General features: G+C 31.1%; 17 protein-coding genes. 6 read left to right on the top strand and 11 right to left on the bottom strand.

Annotated elements, in window-relative coordinates; translation table 11 throughout:
• Window positions 1–58 precede the first annotated feature (58 nt).
• Genes L8X28_RS04480 through pyrF form a run of 6 tightly spaced genes read left to right on the top strand, consistent with a single transcriptional unit; the run spans window position 59 to window position 4,728 of the window.
• Window positions 59–991, top strand: a complete 933-nt coding sequence (locus L8X28_RS04480; protein ID WP_263665649.1) for a DMT family transporter — start codon at window positions 59–61, stop codon at window positions 989–991.
• Complete coding sequence (locus tag L8X28_RS04475; protein ID WP_263665648.1) at window positions 981–2,342, top strand: uracil-xanthine permease family protein; 1,362 nt, start codon at window positions 981–983, stop codon at window positions 2,340–2,342. The genes L8X28_RS04480 and L8X28_RS04475 overlap by 11 nt, the downstream gene beginning before the upstream one ends.
• A gap of 19 nt (window positions 2,343–2,361) precedes the next feature.
• Window positions 2,362–3,165 (top strand): 3-deoxy-8-phosphooctulonate synthase, encoded by an 804-nt coding sequence (gene kdsA, locus L8X28_RS04470; RefSeq protein WP_220566730.1) that lies wholly within the window; start codon window positions 2,362–2,364, stop codon window positions 3,163–3,165.
• A gap of 12 nt (window positions 3,166–3,177) precedes the next feature.
• Window positions 3,178–3,648, top strand: coding sequence for a 6,7-dimethyl-8-ribityllumazine synthase (ribE, locus tag L8X28_RS04465; protein ID WP_263665647.1), 471 nt, complete (start codon window positions 3,178–3,180; stop codon window positions 3,646–3,648).
• 1 nt (window position 3,649) lies between these two features.
• A complete protein-coding gene (gene nusB / locus L8X28_RS04460; protein ID WP_220566732.1) occupies window positions 3,650–4,048 on the top strand; it encodes a transcription antitermination factor NusB in 399 nt (132 codons plus the stop codon).
• Window positions 4,045–4,728 (top strand): orotidine-5'-phosphate decarboxylase, encoded by a 684-nt coding sequence (gene pyrF, locus L8X28_RS04455; protein WP_263665646.1) that lies wholly within the window; start codon window positions 4,045–4,047, stop codon window positions 4,726–4,728. The genes nusB and pyrF overlap by 4 nt, the downstream gene beginning before the upstream one ends.
• 10 nt (window positions 4,729–4,738) lie before the next feature.
• Here the strand turns inward: pyrF and L8X28_RS04450 are convergent, their stop codons facing one another.
• The 11 genes from L8X28_RS04450 to rpmH are packed head-to-tail and all read right to left on the bottom strand — an operon-like array spanning window position 4,739 to window position 15,800.
• On the bottom strand, window positions 4,739–5,152 hold the full coding sequence (locus L8X28_RS04450; protein ID WP_133319320.1) for an META domain-containing protein: 414 nt from the start codon (window positions 5,150–5,152) through the stop codon (window positions 4,739–4,741).
• Window positions 5,153–5,169: 17 nt separating this feature from the next.
• Window positions 5,170–6,762, bottom strand: a complete 1,593-nt coding sequence (locus L8X28_RS04445) for a methyl-accepting chemotaxis protein (RefSeq protein ID WP_263665645.1) — start codon at window positions 6,760–6,762, stop codon at window positions 5,170–5,172.
• A gap of 15 nt (window positions 6,763–6,777) precedes the next feature.
• Window positions 6,778–8,310 carry a bifunctional phosphoribosylaminoimidazolecarboxamide formyltransferase/IMP cyclohydrolase gene (gene purH / locus L8X28_RS04440; protein ID WP_263665644.1) on the bottom strand — a complete coding sequence of 511 codons (1,533 nt, stop codon included), beginning with the start codon at window positions 8,308–8,310 and terminating at the stop codon, window positions 6,778–6,780.
• The gene (locus L8X28_RS04435; RefSeq protein WP_133319317.1) at window positions 8,310–9,077 is read right to left on the bottom strand and encodes a DnaJ domain-containing protein; all 768 of its coding nucleotides are present in this window, start codon (window positions 9,075–9,077) and stop codon (window positions 8,310–8,312) included. The genes purH and L8X28_RS04435 overlap by 1 nt, the downstream gene beginning before the upstream one ends.
• A gap of 2 nt (window positions 9,078–9,079) precedes the next feature.
• Window positions 9,080–11,257 (bottom strand): phosphoribosylformylglycinamidine synthase subunit PurL, encoded by a 2,178-nt coding sequence (gene purL, locus L8X28_RS04430; protein WP_263665643.1) that lies wholly within the window; start codon window positions 11,255–11,257, stop codon window positions 9,080–9,082.
• A gap of 13 nt (window positions 11,258–11,270) precedes the next feature.
• Complete coding sequence (gene mnmE / locus L8X28_RS04425) at window positions 11,271–12,599, bottom strand: tRNA uridine-5-carboxymethylaminomethyl(34) synthesis GTPase MnmE (protein ID WP_263665642.1); 1,329 nt, start codon at window positions 12,597–12,599, stop codon at window positions 11,271–11,273.
• Complete coding sequence (locus tag L8X28_RS04420; protein ID WP_263665641.1) at window positions 12,596–13,441, bottom strand: Jag N-terminal domain-containing protein; 846 nt, start codon at window positions 13,439–13,441, stop codon at window positions 12,596–12,598. Before L8X28_RS04420 ends, mnmE begins: the two co-directional genes overlap by 4 nt.
• On the bottom strand, window positions 13,425–15,008 hold the full coding sequence (gene yidC, locus L8X28_RS04415) for a membrane protein insertase YidC (protein ID WP_263665640.1): 1,584 nt from the start codon (window positions 15,006–15,008) through the stop codon (window positions 13,425–13,427). The genes L8X28_RS04420 and yidC overlap by 17 nt, the downstream gene beginning before the upstream one ends.
• Window positions 14,972–15,355, bottom strand: a complete 384-nt coding sequence (gene yidD, locus L8X28_RS04410) for a membrane protein insertion efficiency factor YidD (RefSeq protein ID WP_039664776.1) — start codon at window positions 15,353–15,355, stop codon at window positions 14,972–14,974. The genes yidC and yidD overlap by 37 nt, the downstream gene beginning before the upstream one ends.
• Window positions 15,343–15,669 carry a ribonuclease P protein component gene (gene rnpA, locus L8X28_RS04405; protein WP_082018444.1) on the bottom strand — a complete coding sequence of 109 codons (327 nt, stop codon included), beginning with the start codon at window positions 15,667–15,669 and terminating at the stop codon, window positions 15,343–15,345. The genes yidD and rnpA overlap by 13 nt, the downstream gene beginning before the upstream one ends.
• The gene (gene rpmH, locus L8X28_RS04400) at window positions 15,666–15,800 is read right to left on the bottom strand and encodes a 50S ribosomal protein L34 (RefSeq protein WP_012661270.1); all 135 of its coding nucleotides are present in this window, start codon (window positions 15,798–15,800) and stop codon (window positions 15,666–15,668) included. Before rpmH ends, rnpA begins: the two co-directional genes overlap by 4 nt.
• Between the last annotated feature and the right edge of the window lie 99 nt (window positions 15,801–15,899).

The raw sequence follows: 15,899 nt of genomic DNA, 5'->3' as shown, positions 1-15,899 counted from the left end.
ATTGCCTTAAAATTAAGCAAAAAAGACTAAAATAACAGGAATTTTATATGGAATTTATATGTTAAGAATAGTTAAAAAGAATTTAGGTATATATTTTATGATTATTGCTTCTATAGAATTTGCATTTGTAGGTGCTTGTGCAAAAATTCTTAGTGAAGAATTATCATCGATTGAAATTATGTTTTTTAGAAATATTATAGGCACAGCTTTTATGCTTTATGCGCTTTCAAAATTAAATTTTCATAAAAGTGGCGGACATCTTGGACTGCTTATTTTTAGAGGTATTATAGGAACGATCGCTTTATATCTTTTCTTTTATAATGTTTCTAATATTTCATTAGGTGGAGCTTTTGCTTTTCAAAAAACAGCGCCTATTTTTATAGCTTTGATTGCTTTTTTGTTTTTTAAAGAAAGTTTGGGATTAAAAGCTTGTTTTGGGATTTTGATTGCTTTTATAGGAGTATTATTAATCTGTCAGCCTTTTGCAGATAGCACTACGCATTCAGGTTTTGATTTCAAAAATAGTATTTTAGGAATTTTAAGCGGTTTTTGTGCAGCCTTGGCGCTAACTAGCGTAAGAGAGCTTAGAAAATCATACCCAGCGCCATTTATAGCTTTATCTTTTGTTTTAATTGGTACTTTGATGCCTTTAATGTCTATGATTGTAGGTTCTTTTTATGAAATAAAAGAGCTTGATTTTTTAATTGCTCCTTTTGTTATGCCTAGTCTTAAAGCTTGGATTTTTATTGTTTTGATGGGAATTTTTGGAGCAATGTATCAAATTCATGTTACTAAAGCTTATGGAGTAGCAAAAAAGGCAGGAGTTGTCGCAGGAGTTAGCTATATAGATGTAGTTTTTACTTTATTTTTGGGCATATTATTAGGAGATGAATTTCCTAGCTTAATGGTTTTTATAGGAATTTTTAGCATTATTTTAGGAGGAATTATTTTGGTTAGTAAGCAAACAAAAGGAAAGAAAAATGGAAAATAAAACAGATTTAATTTATGATTTAGAAGATAGACCACCTTTTGCTAAGGCATTTTTTGCTGCATTAGTGCATTTAATGGCTATGTTTGTTGCTGTGATTACACCTGCTTTGTTAATTTGCAAAGGTCTTGGGATAGATGATACTAATACGGCTAGAATTATTTGTATGTCGCTTTTTGCTTCAGGTGTTGCTTCGCTTTTGCAGATTAAAACTTGGGGTCCTATAGGGAGTGGACTTTTATCTATTCAGGGGACTAGTTTTAACTTTGTTGCACCTATTATTTTAGGTGGGCTTGTTTTAAAAAATAATGGTTTATCGCAAGAAGCAATGCTTGGAGCCATTTTTGGCACTTTAATGCTTTGTTCTACTACTGAAATGATTATTTCACAAATTTTACCTTTTATTAGAAGAGTGATTTCACCTTTGGTTTCAGGTATAGTTGTGATGATTATAGGTCTTAGTTTGATTAATGTTGGCCTTGTGAGTACAGGAGGTGGATTTGCGGCTAAGGTAAGTGGTGAATTTGGTTCTTTGCAAAATTTATTATTAGCCGGAGTTGTGATTTTAAGTATTATTGTTTTAAATCGTTTTAATAATGCCTATATAAGAATTTCTTCTTTATTTATAGCTATGATAATAGGGCTTTTAGTAGCTATGACTTTTGAAAATTTTAGTTTTAATTTTAATGAAAATTTACCTTTAGTGTTTTTACCCGATCCTTTACATTATGGTTTGAGTATTGATTATAATCTTATTTTACCTTTGATTTTAGTTTTTATGGTAACTTCTTTAGAAACTATCGGCGATATTAGTGCTACTAGTGAAGTTTCAAATCAGCCAGTTAAAGGCGAACTTTATGCAAAAAGATTAAAAGGCGGGGTTTTGGCTAATGGTTTTAATTCCTTTGTTTCAGCCTTTTTTAATACTTTTCCAAATTCATGTTTTGGGCAAAATAATGGCGTTATAGCTTTAACAGGTGTTGCAAGTCGATATGTTGGATTTATTGTAGCTTTTATGTTGATGATTTTGGGTTTGTTTCCTATTGTGGCTGATATTACTTTGCAAATTCCAGAACCTATTTTAGGAGGAGCAACTTTAGTAATGTTTGGTACTATAGCTGCAACGGGAGTTAGGATTATTTCTAAGGAAAATCTAAATCGTCGTTCTATTATCATCATAGCTATGAGTTTGGGTATAGGACTTGGAGTTTCTAATAATCCTGATATTTTAGAATTTATGCCAATGTGGTTTAAAACTTTATTTTCTTCAGGGATTGCAGCAGGTGGGATTACGGCTATTATTTTAAATTGCGTTTTTCCGCTTGAAGAAAATGAAAAAAATAAAGTAAAATAATAAAAAATAAGGAAAAATAATGAAAAAAATGATACTAATAGCAGGTCCTTGTGTAATAGAAAATGAAGAACTTGTTTTTAAAGTTGCACAAGAGCTTGAATGCTTTTTAAAAGATGATAGAATTGATTTTTATTTTAAATCAAGTTTTGATAAAGCAAATAGAACTAGTATTAATAGTTTTAGAGGACCAGGCATTGAAAAAGGCTTGGAAATTTTGCAAAAAGTTAAAGACAAATTTGGCATGCAAATTCTTACTGATATTCATGAGAGTTCTCAAGCAAGTGTTGCGGCTGAGGTTGTAGATGTTTTACAAATTCCAGCCTTTTTATGCAGGCAAACTGATTTATTAGTAGCTGCTGCTAAAACAAAAGCCAAGGTAAATGTAAAAAAAGGGCAATTTTTAAATCCTGAAGATATTAAATACAGCGTAGCTAAAATTTTACAAACTAGAGGCACTAATGAAGAAGGTTTTGAAATAGCCAAAGAAAATGGAGTTTTTGTAGCTGAGAGAGGTTCGAGTTTTGGCTATGGAAATTTGGTTGTAGATATGAGAAGTTTGGTTATCATGAGAAAATATGCTCCAGTTATTTTTGATGCTACTCATAGTGTGCAAATGCCAGGAGCAAATGGTGGAAGTAGTGGAGGTAAAAGTGAATTTGTAGAGCCATTAGCAAGAGCTGCTGCTAGTGTAGGCGTAGATGGATTTTTCTTTGAAACGCACATTGATCCTTGCAAAGCTTTATGCGATGGACCAAATATGCTTGATCTTTCAAGACTTAAAAACTGCGTAAATACGCTTTTAAAAATTCAAGAAATCATTTAAAAAAGGAAAATTATGAAGATAATAGAGGGAAATTTAAGTTTAAAAGGTGATGAGAAAATTGCGATTATCAATGCAAGATTTAATCATATCATCACAGATCGTTTAGTTGAAGGTGCTAAAGATGCTTTTTTAAGACATGGGGGCAAGGAAGAAAACTTAAGTCTTATCTTAGTGCCAGGTGCTTTTGAAATTCCTTTTGCATTAAAACAAGCTTGTGAGAGTAAAAAATTTGATGGAATTTGTTGTGTTGGAGCAGTAATTCGTGGAAGTACACCACATTTTGATTATGTAGCAGCTGAAACTACCAAAGGTGTAGCAAGTGTAGGGCTTGGAGCTAATGTGCCTGTGAGTTTTGGAGTTTTAACAACTGATACCTTAGAGCAAGCCATAGAAAGAGCAGGTAGTAAAGCAGGTAATAAGGGCTTTGAAGCTATGCTTACTGTAGTTGAAATGCTTAATTTAATCCAAAAAATTAAGGCTTAAAATGGCTACTAGACACCAAGTAAGACAAAGTATTGTTTCTTTGCTTTATGCAGCACAGCTAAATCAAGAAAATAAAGATTTTATTAATGAATTTTTAGATGAGAAAAAAATTCGCAATGACCAAAGAAAATTCACTCTAGATTTATATGATGGTATCAATGAGCAACTTACTTTGCTTGATGAGAAAATCAATGAGTGTTTAAAAGAGCACAAATTAGATGGAGTAGCTAGTATAGAAAAGGCCATTTTGCGTTTAGGTGCTTATGAGATTTTATTTACTTCTACACAAAAAGCGATTATCATTAACGAGGCTATAGAGCTTGCAAAAGAAATGGCAGGAGATAATGCTCCTAAATTTATCAACGGGGTGTTGGATAAAATTAACAAGGAAAAGCAATGAAACTTTGTGTGGCTTTTGATGTGTCAAGTTATGATGAGTGTATTAGTTTGGCTAAAGAATTAAAAGGTTTAGATCTTTGGGTTAAAATAGGGCTTAGATCATATTTAAGAGATGGAGCAAAGCTTTTAGAGGCGATTAAAAAAGTGGATGATTTTAAAATCTTTTTAGATTTAAAGCTTTATGATATACCAAATACCATGGCAGATGCTTGCGAAGAGCTTGCTAAACTTGATGTGGATATGTTTAATATCCACGCAAGTGCAGGTAAAAGTGCCATGTGTATGATTATGGAGCGTTTAAGTGCTTTAAGCAAAAGACCTTTGGTGCTTGCTGTATCTGCTTTAACTAGTTTTGATGAGCAAGAATTTTTTAGTATATACAAACAAGATATCAAACAAGCTGTTAAGGAATTTTCTAAAATTAGCTATGAAAGCGGTCTTGATGGTATGGTTTGTTCGGTATATGAGAGCTTATTGATTAAAGAAAATACAAATACAAATTTTATTACACTAACTCCTGGAATTCGTCCTTTTAAAGAAAATTTAGATGATCAAAAAAGAGTAGCTGATATACAGTGTGCTAAGGATAATCTGTCAGATTTTATCGTGGTTGGAAGACCTATTTATAAGGCAAAAGAACCTAGAATGGTTTGTGAGAATATATTAGAGCATTTAAAATAAGCCTAGAGGCTTATTTTAAATAAATTTTCATTTTCTTATTTTCTAAAATAATTCCATCATCATCACTAATAATTTGAAATTCTCCATTAAAATATCTTAAGAAGTCGTTTTCAAATTTCATAGATTCTTGATCGCAAAGCATTTTTGTCGAAGCAAGATTATCTTCTATTTTGATACTACTTCCTTGATCTTTATAGTTTCCAAAAAATCTATTACATCCTGATACACCAAAAACTCTTTTATCTTTATTATCAAAACTAATGCTCGCTTTAGTATTTTGAGGAAGTTCATGGTTTTTTCCATTAGCTTCATAAGAACTTATAGTAAATTCTTTATTTTGTAAATCATCAACACTTAAATTTGCCACAGAACACCCACTAAAAATAGCTAAGCTCGCTATACTTAATGTGATTATTTTTTTCATTTTTATACTCCTTTGATTTATACATGAAAATGTTTTAATTCATCCTCTAAATTTTGACAAACTATATTTAACTCATGAGCAACATCTAATAAAATTTTTGAAATTTCTTCATTTTTATCACTTAATTTTACCGTTTCTTGCATTTTATCAAGCAAAGATTGTAAAGTTTCTTGTGTACTTGAAATTTTTTGCATGCAAGCATTTGCTAAATCTCTTGCATTTTCATTGCAAACTTTTACTTCATTGGTTCCTTCTACAAGTTCTTTTGCATCTTGATTTAAAGAGTTAATTTCGTTAGCATTGTGTTTTAACTCTTTAGAAACTTCATTGATACTATCTACTAATTGTTTGGTTACGATGGCAATATTTTTTAAAAATTCTTCTGAATTTTGAGCAAGATTTCTTACATCTTCAGCAATAACTGAAAAGCCACGACCAAATTCTCCAGCACGCGCAGCTTCAATACCTGCATTTAAAGATAATAGATTGGTTTTATCAGCAATTTCTCCCATCATGTCAGAAGCTTTTTTAATCTCTTCTGCTTGTTTTTCCATAACTTCTACTTTTTGAGATAATATATCTTCATTTTCAGCTACAACTTTTACCTTATCTACTACTTGATTTAATGAGTCAAGCATGGTGTTTAAAACTTCAAAAGATTTTGTATTGGCTTTATTTGCGTTATTTGAAAGTTCAGCAAGATCTTGTAATTCTGTATGAATTTGCTCACTTAAATGATAAGATTCATCAGTTTTTGTATGACCTTCTTTAGTTCTATTTGCTAGATCAAGTGCATTAGCATTTAAAAGTTTAGATTGTTTATCTACCATTTGAGAGTTTTTATTAGTAGAAACTACTGCATTTTGAATTTTTTCAATAAATTGGTTGATGTAGGTGCAAGCTTTACCTATTTCATCGGTGCTTTTTATATTAATTCTTGCGCGTAAATCTCCATCGCCGCTAGCTAGTTCTTTAGCATGTTTTAAAAGATCTAAAACAGGATTACCTACAACTATTTTCAAGATATAAAGTACGGCAAAAACGGTAAAAAGTAAAGCAACGCTAAAGATTATAATATAAGTTCTAGCTGAACTTGCCAAATCATCATCTACATGTTTTAAATCATTATACATATCCATAACACCCAAAACATCGCCTTCTTTAGCATTAGCATGACAAGCAAGACAACCTTTATTGGCGATAAGTGGGCGTATAAGTCTTAGATAATGTCCTTGATCGTTATTGATTTCAACGGCTTTAATTTCTGGCTTGTTAAATTGCTCGTTGATAATACTCTCATCACTTTTTGTAAAATGTTGTATTTCAAAGAGCTCAATTGTGCTTTTTGAAGGATAAATTTTAATATCTTTTATACCTTCTATTTCACCAGCATCTTTTATAGCTTGCTCTATAATAGCAGGATCGCCCAAATTCATTGCCATTCTTAATGTTTGAAAAACAGAAGTGCTTAAAGTATCTAAATGTGCACGGCTGATTCTATCTGTAGTTTGTTGAGAATCTTTTTGTAAGATAATCTGCATGATAATAAAACTAATTAGCAATGTAGAAATCATTGCTAAAGATATTTTTGCACCTATGCTTTTAAACATTTAAAACTCCTTTTATTAGTGTAAAAAGTGTCTTATGCCGCTAAAGTATAATGCGATACCATACTCATTAGCAGCTTGAATAATATCCTCATCTCTTATGCTTCCACCTGGCTCAATGATGGCTTTTACTCCTATTTTGCTAGCCTCATCTATACTATCTCTAAATGGAAAGAAAGCTTCGCTTGCTAAAACACAACCATTTAGATCAAGCCCCATTTCCTTGGCTTTATTAATAGCTGCTTTAGCTGCATCAATACGACTTGTCATACCCATGCCAATGGCTACCATAGCTCCATTTTTTACATAAACTACATTGTTTGATTTAGTAAATGCAGCAATTTTCATAGCTATGTCAAGATCTTTTAATTCTTGTTCATTAGCTTTTCTTTCGCTTTTTAAAATCGCATTTTTTAATTCATTTTCTTTAACTTCATCACTATCTTGATATACAAAACCACCATCTATGTGTTTAAAATCATATTTATCATAAGCTCTAGTTAAAAATGGCGCTTTTTGTGTAAAGATTTTAATACGCTTTTTATCTTTAAAAACTTCCAAAGCATCATCGTCTACATTTGCTGCAATGATTACTTCTATATAAATTTCATTGATTTTTTGCGCTAATTCTTTATCTAAGGTTCCATTGATAGCAACAACTCCTCCATAAGCACTCAAGGTATCGCATTTAAGAGCATGGATATAGCTTTGGAGTAAGTTTTCTTTTATGGCAAATCCGCAAGCATTTGCATGTTTGACTATGGCTACTGCTGGAGCTTTATCAAAAGCACTTGCTAAATTTAAAGCCGCATTAATATCGGTTAGATTATTAAAACTTGCTTCACCTTTTAAGGTTGTAAAATTGTGTGTGAAAAAGTCATCAAATTCATATAAAGCACCTTTTTGATGAGGGTTTTCTCCATATCTTGTGTCAAATACTTTTTGACCTACGATAAATTTACTTGCACCAAAGCCACCATTAAAACGCTCATTCATATAATTTGCTATGTAAGCATCATAATTTGCTGTATGCTCATAAGCTTTGATCATCAATGCTCTTCTAAAATCAAGATCTAAGGTATTATCTTTTAAAGCTTGTATGATTTTATCATAGTCTAAAATATCACAAACGACAATGACATTTTTAAAGTTTTTTGCACCACTGCGTATCATAGCAGGACCACCAATGTCGATATTTTCTACAATCTCATCAAAATCTTGGGTTAAAATTGTAGTTTTTTTGAAAGGATATAAATTCACACAAAGCAAGTCTATACTTTCGATGTTGTAATCTTTGGCTTGTTTTTGATGATCTTCATTTTCTCTTTTGTATAAAATTCCACCATGAATTTTTGGGTGCAATGTTTTAACACGCCCTTCAAACATTTCAGGGCTTTGAGTAAATTCACTAACTTCTTGTACTTGTAAATTATTTTCTTTTAAAAGCTTATAAGTACCTCCGGTGGATAAAAGTTCATAACCTAATTTAGTAAGTTCGCTAGCAAATTCTACAACACCTTCTTTATCGCTCACACTAATTAGTGCTTTCATTAATTTTTCCTTTCTATATATTGTTTTAAAAATTCATATGATTCATTAATTTCTTGAAATTTTTTAACACCTTCTTTGATTTTTTCTTCATCGCTATTGTTTGCGTTTAAAATATCAGGGTGGTATTTTTTGGCAAGTTCTCTATAGCGTTTTTTAAGCTCTTGCAAGTTTGCATTTTCATTTAAGCCTAAAATTTCACAAGCCTTTTGTAAATTCATACCTGTATTTTGTGTTTGCATAGAGTTTAAAAGTTTTTCAAGTATATTTACATCAAGCTCAAAAGCTCTAATGATAGCTCTTAAGACATCTTTTTTGGTATTGTTAAGTTCTCCATCAATCAAAGCCATTGCTACTAAGACATTTAAAATATTAATTCTTTCTTGTTGTGGTAAAGGCACTTCTTTGATAAACTCTTTGGCTATATCAAAAGTATCATTTAAAGTGTTTTTATGTTCATTAAAACATTGTTTTAAAAAATCTCTCTCTTTTTTATCTTTAGCATTATAATCAAGAATTTGTGAGATCATATTTGCTTCGTTCTCGCTAACTCTACCATCACTTTTTGCTATTTTTGCTAAAAGCGCTATAACATAATAGTTTAATCTCCTTTTAAAGCCATCAATCCTTTCTTCATGATAGCCTTGTTTAAAACCTTGGGAGAAGCTTTTAGCTCCTTTTTTGAAAGAGCCTAAAAGATCATCTTTACCCCAAGTTTTGTAATACCAATAAAATGCAAGAATTGCTAATACCAATAAAACAAAAAGCATTTCTATCCTAAATATTCTTTAAATTTATCAAAATAAATTTTTTGTAGTTTTACTAAAGATATCTTAATATCATCTAAAACGAAATCTTTTTCATTTAAAATTCCAAGTTTTGCAAAATTAATTTTCATTTTGTTTGCAAATTCAATAAAATTTTCTTCATTTTTAACACCAATTACAACTCTAGTTGGACTTTCTTCAAAAATAAAACTTCTGTTTTCAAAATTTGTTTTTACATTTACACCTAAATTCGCCTTTACGCTCATTTTGGCTAAAGTCATAGCAAGACCACCTATGCCTATGCTATTAGCACAATCAAGTAACTTTGCTTCGTTTGCTTTTAGTAAGAAATCCCATAGTTTTAATTCTGCTTTAAAATCTATATCTTCAAGCTCTCCTGCGACTTTTTGATCTAGTACTTTAGCAATCAAAGATCCACCAAAACTACCTTTACTTTCTCCTATTAAATAAATAGCTTGCGTTTCTTTACTAAAGTATGATTTTAAAACATTTTCTGCTTTTTCGTGAATACCAACGCAAGCTATGGTTGGACTTGGAAAAATACTTACTCCATCGGTTTCATTATATAAAGAAACATTTCCGCTTACCACAGGGGTATTGAGTTCTTTACAAGCTAGTTTAATACCTTCGCAGCCTTGAGCAAATTGCCACATTACTTCAGGGTTTTGTGGGTTGCCATAGTTTAAACAATCACTAATTGCCAAAGGTCTAGCTCCCGAGCATGCTATTTTTCTTCCTGCGCTTGCAACGGCTGCTGCTGCACCGATTTTTGGATTTACATAGTTTAATCTTGAGTTGCACTCAATGGCCATAGAAAGTAAGCAATTATTTTCTTTAATTCTAATACTATTTGCTCCTAAAGCCCCATCGCTTTTTAAGGTGTTAGTTTGTACGCTTGAGTCAAACTGCTCATAAATATAAGCTTTATTGCTGATATTTTCATTTGCAAGAAGTTTTTCAAAGGCTTCTTGAGTGGGAATGCTAAGTTTAAATTGATAGTTTTTTATTTCATCTAAGTATTTTGGCTTAGCCACAGGTCTATCAAGTATAGGTGCTTTTTCGCTTAGTGGTTCAATAGGGATTAGACCAACTAATTCATCATGCCAAAATAATTCCATTTTGCCAGTATCTGTAACTTCGCCTATAATGGCTGCATCAAGCCCCCACTTATTAAAAATCTCAATAACTTTTTCTTCATAGCCTTTTTTAGCACAAATTAGCATTCTTTCTTGAGATTCACTTAGCATTAACTCATAAGGAGCCATACCTTCTTCTCTCATAGGAGTTTTATCAAGGTAAAGTTTCATCCCGCTACCACTGCGTCCTGCCATTTCAAAAGAGCTTGAAGTAAGTCCTGCTGCACCCATATCTTGAATTCCAACTATATAATCAGTTTTGAAAAGTTCCAAACAAGCTTCCATTAATAATTTTTCAGCAAATGGATCACCAATTTGAACAGTTGGTCTTAAGCTTTTGCTAGATTCATTAAAACTATCGCTTGCCATTACAGCTCCACCAAGTCCATCACGACCAGTTTTTGAGCCTACATAAATTACAGGATTTCCTATACCTTCAGCCTTTGCATAAAAAATATCTTCGATTTTGCAAGTTCCAAGTGCAAAAGCATTAACTAAGATATTTCCATTAAAGCACTCATCAAAAGCACATTCTCCACCTATAGTAGGAACACCCATACAATTACCATAGTGTGAAATTCCACTTACTACACCCTTAACTAAATATTTTTGATGTTTACCTATTTTTTCATCATGGATATTACCAAATTTTAAAGAATTCATACCTGCAACAACTCTAGCACCCATGGTAAAAACATCGCGTAAAATTCCACCCACACCAGTAGCTGCACCTGCAAATGGCTCTATAAAACTTGGGTGATTATGACTTTCTACTTTAAATACAGCAGCCATTCCTTTGCCTATATCTATTACTCCAGCATTTTCACCAGGACCTTGGATTACCCAAGGAGCTTTAGTTGGAAAGCCATTAAGGTATTTTTTACTTGATTTATATGAGCAATGTTCACTCCACATTGCAGAAATCACTCCAAGTTCTAATAAATTAGGTTCTCTACCTAGTATATTTAAAATTTCTTGATATTCCTCATCGCTAATTTTGTGTTGTTTTATAACTTCTTTATCCATAATTATCTCCTTTTTATTTTCCTAAACAAAAATTACTAAACATTGCATCTAAAATTTCATCTCTTTCAAAATTTTTGGTAAATTGAGCTATTTCTCCTATGGCTAAATTTAATTCAAAAGCAAAAAGTTCTAAAGAACTTTCCTTTAATAAATCTCTTGCACGCAAAATAGCTTCACTAGCATTTTTACAAGCATTGAGTATTAAAGTATTGCTAATTAGCATTCCATCGCCATCTAAAGTATTTAAGTATTCATTTAAACTTTCCTTAATGGCTTGGGTGTTTTCTTGGGCGCAAATGCGTATACAAGAAGTGCTAATTTCATGTTTAAATTTGGTAGCTAAATCGCTTTTATTTAAAACATAAATGATTTTTTTATCACAATCTTTTAAAGCTTGTAAAATATGCTCATCTTCTTCTTCAAATTCTTTAGATCCGTCAAAAACAGCTATAATGATATCTGCTTCTTTAATGCTTTCATAACTTAAGTTGACTCCGATTTTTTCTATCTCATCATCTGCATTTCTTATACCTGCTGTGTCGATGATTTTAATTAAATGTGAGCCTATTTTTAAACTTTCCTCGATACGATCTCTTGTGGTGCCTGCAATATCAGAAACAATGGCTCTATCAAATGCTAAAAGCGAATTTAACAATGAGCTTTTTCCGGCATTTGGCTTGCCGATAATAGCAACTTTAAAGCCATCTATAAGACCTTTTTTACTTAAGGAAATATCTACTATATCGCTTAAAAGTTTTGAATTTCTTTCACACATAGTAATGATTTGATCAAGTAGATCTTGTGGTAAATCATCATCTGCATAGTCAATGCTAGTTTCTACAAAAGCAAGAGTTTGAACAAGGTCTATTCGAATGGTGTTTAAAAATTTACTTAAATCACCTTTAATATTTTTTGCTATGATATTTGCAGCACTTGTTGATTTTGACATGATAGCATCTTGTATGCTTAAAGCTTTTAAAAGATCCATTTTGCCATTTAAGCAAGCTCTTTTGCTAAATTCTCCAGGATTAGCAAGGCGCGCGCCTGCTAAAACAAGCTCATCGAGTAAAATTTCACTCAAAGAAAAACCGCCATGAAGTTGAAATTCCACAATATCTTCTCCTGTAAAAGAGTAGGGTGCTTTAAAATAAATTACTAAGGCCTCGTCTAAAAAGTCACTATTGTTTTTATAAAGTTTGCATAAGTGCGCATAGCGTGGTGTGAGTTCTTTTTTGTGGGTAATTTTTAATGCAAGTTCTAAAGCTTTTTTTCCACTTACTCTAATGATGCTTATAGAGCCCACTCCGTGAGCTGTAGCAATAGCAGCTATCGTGTCATTCATTCATTTTTCTTCAAAAAATCATTCACAACGATATATCTTTGATCGTCATTTTGTTTGATAGCTACATACTTATCAGGAAAGCGTTCTCTTAATTTTTCTAAAGCAAGTTTTAGCCAAATTCCATCTAGTGGTTTTGTTTGAACTCTTCCAGTGTTCTCTACTTTTTCTATGAGAATTTTTAAATAACTATCAATAGCTTGGGTTTGGTTTTCCAAAAATTGTGCTATTTCTAGTCTTGGTTGAATTTTATATTTAGCATTAAGCCAATTATAAAGTAAATATGAAAAAGCTTTATATCTGTGAGCTTCTTTGCCTATAAGCAAGGCTGCATCTTCTCCATCAAGTTTAATTAAAACACAGGTTTCATCCCAAACGCTAACTTGCACAACTTTAATGTCAAAATCAAAAGTTGCTAGTAAATTTTCTAGTGAAATTTTTATCTCATTAATATAAGAAACAATGTTTTTTTCTTCTGAAGACTCCTTATGAAAAGAATCAAAAATAGCATCATTTTTTACTTTGTAATGTTCTTTAGGTTGAGCAATATTTTCAATTGGTTTTTGAAAATTTTCTTTATATTCTTTTTTATATTCATTTTTTTCAAAATTTTTTTGAGAATATTTGTTAAATTTCTCATTTTGATTTTTTTTAGGTTTTTCATTATGGACTTTTTGAGTTTTTTTATGTCCTTTAATACAGATTATCGCATTTTTTTTAAAAAGGCCAAAAAATCCTGCTTTAGCATGTTGAATAACTTCATATTCTAAGTCAATCACAGAGCACTCAAGTTGTTTTGAGGCTTCTATGAGTGCAGTTTGTAAGTCTTTAGCTTCTATGTTCATGTTTAGCTATTTCCTCTTTTTTATGGTTTTTGAAAAGCTTATTAACAATTACTTGTTGGATAAGTGAGCATATATTATTTACACACCAATACAAAGTTAAACCTGCTGGGAATGTTAAGAAAAAGAAAGTGAAAATTAATGGTAAGAATTTCATAATCTTTTCTTGCATAGGATCTTGTATAGCCATTGGTGTAATAAGTTGCTGGATAAACATAGTTAGACCCATAAATATAGGTAAAATAAACCATGGATCCATCACAGATAAATCTGTAATCCAAAAAGCCCAAGGTGCAGCTTTAAGTTCTATGGCATTTAGTAAAACTCTATAAATTGCAAAGAAAATTGGAATTTGAATGAGTATAGGTAAACATCCGCTCATTGGGTTTGCACCATGTTTTTTATAAAGTTCCATCATATGTAAATTCATTTTTTGTGGATTACCTTTGTAACGTTCTCTAATTTCTTTCATTTTTGGTGCTAAATCTTTGAGTTTATTCATAGAAATCATTGATTTGTAAGTAAGTGGGAAAAGAATAATACGCACAATTAAAGTCATCACTACGATAGCCCAACCCCAATTACCCAAATAACCATGTAAGAAATTTAAAAATTCAAACATAGGTTTAGCTATAAAAGTAAACCAACCATATTCTACCACATCATCTAAATCTGCATGAATGCTTCTTAAAATTTCATGCTCTTTTGAACCTATATATCCGGTTGCTTTAAAATTGTTAGTTGCACTTGCAAAAACGATAGAATTTTCGTGATTATCTTTAGTAACTACTGCATTTAAAGGTTTTTCGAAATTATAAAAGAAAGCACTATAATAGCGATCTGAAGCTGCCATAAGGGTTACATTAGAAAAACTTTCATCATTTTCTACATCACCATCTTCTAACATTGTTATTTTATCATCTTTATCTAAGATTAAAACCCCATGTACTGTATAACTATCAACTGCTATATTTGGACGATAACCTGGAGTGATAAAATAAGCTGTATCTTTGCTTAGATTTACTTCTAAATCATAATTTCCATATTTGTGAAAAGTGATTTTTTTAGTTATTATTAGATCATTTAAATTTTGAGTAAGAATTAATGTTGTATTTTCATCATTTACATTGATAGTTTTTTGACTAGCTGTATATACTGTATTGAATGCCTCTTGATTTATCTTTGTATCACTAAATCTTATTTCTAGTGGCAAAGGTGATAAAGAAGTATCTACTAGATTAATGCTTTTACCATTTTCATCTTTATATTTTTCATCGCTTAGATAAAATTTAGCTATTCTACCTAAAGAGTCAATATGTGCTTCAAAATGCTCACTTTTAACAACTGCTATTTCTTCTTTTTGATTAACACTAAGTTCTGTCTTTGGAGCTTGTGTATTTGTATTTGCGGTTGTAGTTTGTGGAGCTGAATTGTTTTGTTCTATATGAGTGATATTTTGCTCATTTTGTGGTGCTTTTGGAATAAAAAAATAATCATAAACTACAAAAAATAAAAATGATAATACAACGGCAATTAATATGCGTTTTTGCTGGGATAAATTTTCTGACACGGATTGTCCTTTGGAAATATAATCTTAATTAAAAAAAATTGATTATCATTGCAAGGGATATAAAAATAATTGAGTTGTTTTAAAGCATTAAAACTAGGTTTAAAACATACACCTGAGTTTAGAGTATTCTTGCGTATTTTAGGATAATCAATACCACCTTTAAAAAACGGATTGCATTTTAAAATTCTTAAAAAAACTGCACCAAATGCTTTAAAAATATTATTTTTTTTAAATTGCCATAAGGCATATTCAGAACAACTTGGATAATACCTGCAGCATTGTGGCTTAAAAGGGCTGATAAAGAGCTGGTAAAATCTAATAAGTTTTAAACAAGCTATTTTATACATCCTATTTTTTTCAAACCCCATTTCAAGTTTTTTTCTAATTTTAAAAAAGGAATTTCAGTAATACTTGTCTTAGCTACAAGTATGTATTTCCCGTTTTCGACTTGATTTTTAACCTGAAAAAAAGCTGATCTTAAGAGCCTTTTGGCTCTATTTCTAACGACAGCTTTTCCAACTTTTTTACTAGCAACAACAGCAAATTTTTTTTCTTTACTTAAAGTATAAAAGATGATTACACCTTCACAGTGCCACTTTTTACCTTCTTTATAAATTGTTGCAAACTCTCCTAAGTCGTTAATACTTAGAAAATCTTTTATACCGCTAATCTTTTTCTACCTTTAGCGCGTCTAGCATTGATTACCTTACGACCATTTTTGCTTTTCATACGCACGCGGAAGCCATGAGTTCTTTTTTTAGGAGTTTTGTGTGGTTGATATGTTCTTTTCATATTCTTTCCTTAACTTAAAATAAAAAACAAAATAATAAGCGTGTATTTTATCAAAATCTTACTTAAATCTGCTTTTAATTAAGAGTTGTTTTAAAAGTT

It is taken from the genome of Campylobacter sp. CNRCH_2016_0050h (assembly GCF_025772605.1).
GTDB classification, from domain to species: domain Bacteria; phylum Campylobacterota; class Campylobacteria; order Campylobacterales; family Campylobacteraceae; genus Campylobacter_D; species Campylobacter_D lari_D.
This window is presented reverse-complemented; position numbering and strand designations above follow the sequence as displayed.

What these genes read in the sequence shown, in the direction of transcription:
- L8X28_RS04435 (WP_133319317.1), bottom strand. Translation starts at nt 9,077, where the DNA reads ATGCTTTTTGTTTTATTGGTATTAGCAATTCTTGCATTTTATTGGTAT.
- mnmE (WP_263665642.1), bottom strand. Translation starts at nt 12,599, where the DNA reads ATGAATGACACGATAGCTGCTATTGCTACAGCTCACGGAGTGGGCTCT.
- purH (WP_263665644.1), bottom strand. Translation starts at nt 8,310, where the DNA reads ATGAAAGCACTAATTAGTGTGAGCGATAAAGAAGGTGTTGTAGAATTT.
- kdsA (WP_220566730.1), top strand. Translation starts at nt 2,362, where the DNA reads ATGAAAAAAATGATACTAATAGCAGGTCCTTGTGTAATAGAAAATGAA.
- pyrF (WP_263665646.1), top strand. Translation starts at nt 4,045, where the DNA reads ATGAAACTTTGTGTGGCTTTTGATGTGTCAAGTTATGATGAGTGTATT.
- purL (WP_263665643.1), bottom strand. Translation starts at nt 11,257, where the DNA reads ATGGATAAAGAAGTTATAAAACAACACAAAATTAGCGATGAGGAATAT.
- L8X28_RS04450 (WP_133319320.1), bottom strand. Translation starts at nt 5,152, where the DNA reads ATGAAAAAAATAATCACATTAAGTATAGCGAGCTTAGCTATTTTTAGT.
- L8X28_RS04475 (WP_263665648.1), top strand. Translation starts at nt 981, where the DNA reads ATGGAAAATAAAACAGATTTAATTTATGATTTAGAAGATAGACCACCT.
- nusB (WP_220566732.1), top strand. Translation starts at nt 3,650, where the DNA reads ATGGCTACTAGACACCAAGTAAGACAAAGTATTGTTTCTTTGCTTTAT.
- L8X28_RS04420 (WP_263665641.1), bottom strand. Translation starts at nt 13,441, where the DNA reads ATGAACATAGAAGCTAAAGACTTACAAACTGCACTCATAGAAGCCTCA.
- L8X28_RS04445 (WP_263665645.1), bottom strand. Translation starts at nt 6,762, where the DNA reads ATGTTTAAAAGCATAGGTGCAAAAATATCTTTAGCAATGATTTCTACA.
- ribE (WP_263665647.1), top strand. Translation starts at nt 3,178, where the DNA reads ATGAAGATAATAGAGGGAAATTTAAGTTTAAAAGGTGATGAGAAAATT.
- yidD (WP_039664776.1), bottom strand. Translation starts at nt 15,355, where the DNA reads ATGTATAAAATAGCTTGTTTAAAACTTATTAGATTTTACCAGCTCTTT.
- L8X28_RS04480 (WP_263665649.1), top strand. Translation starts at nt 59, where the DNA reads ATGTTAAGAATAGTTAAAAAGAATTTAGGTATATATTTTATGATTATT.
- rpmH (WP_012661270.1), bottom strand. Translation starts at nt 15,800, where the DNA reads ATGAAAAGAACATATCAACCACACAAAACTCCTAAAAAAAGAACTCAT.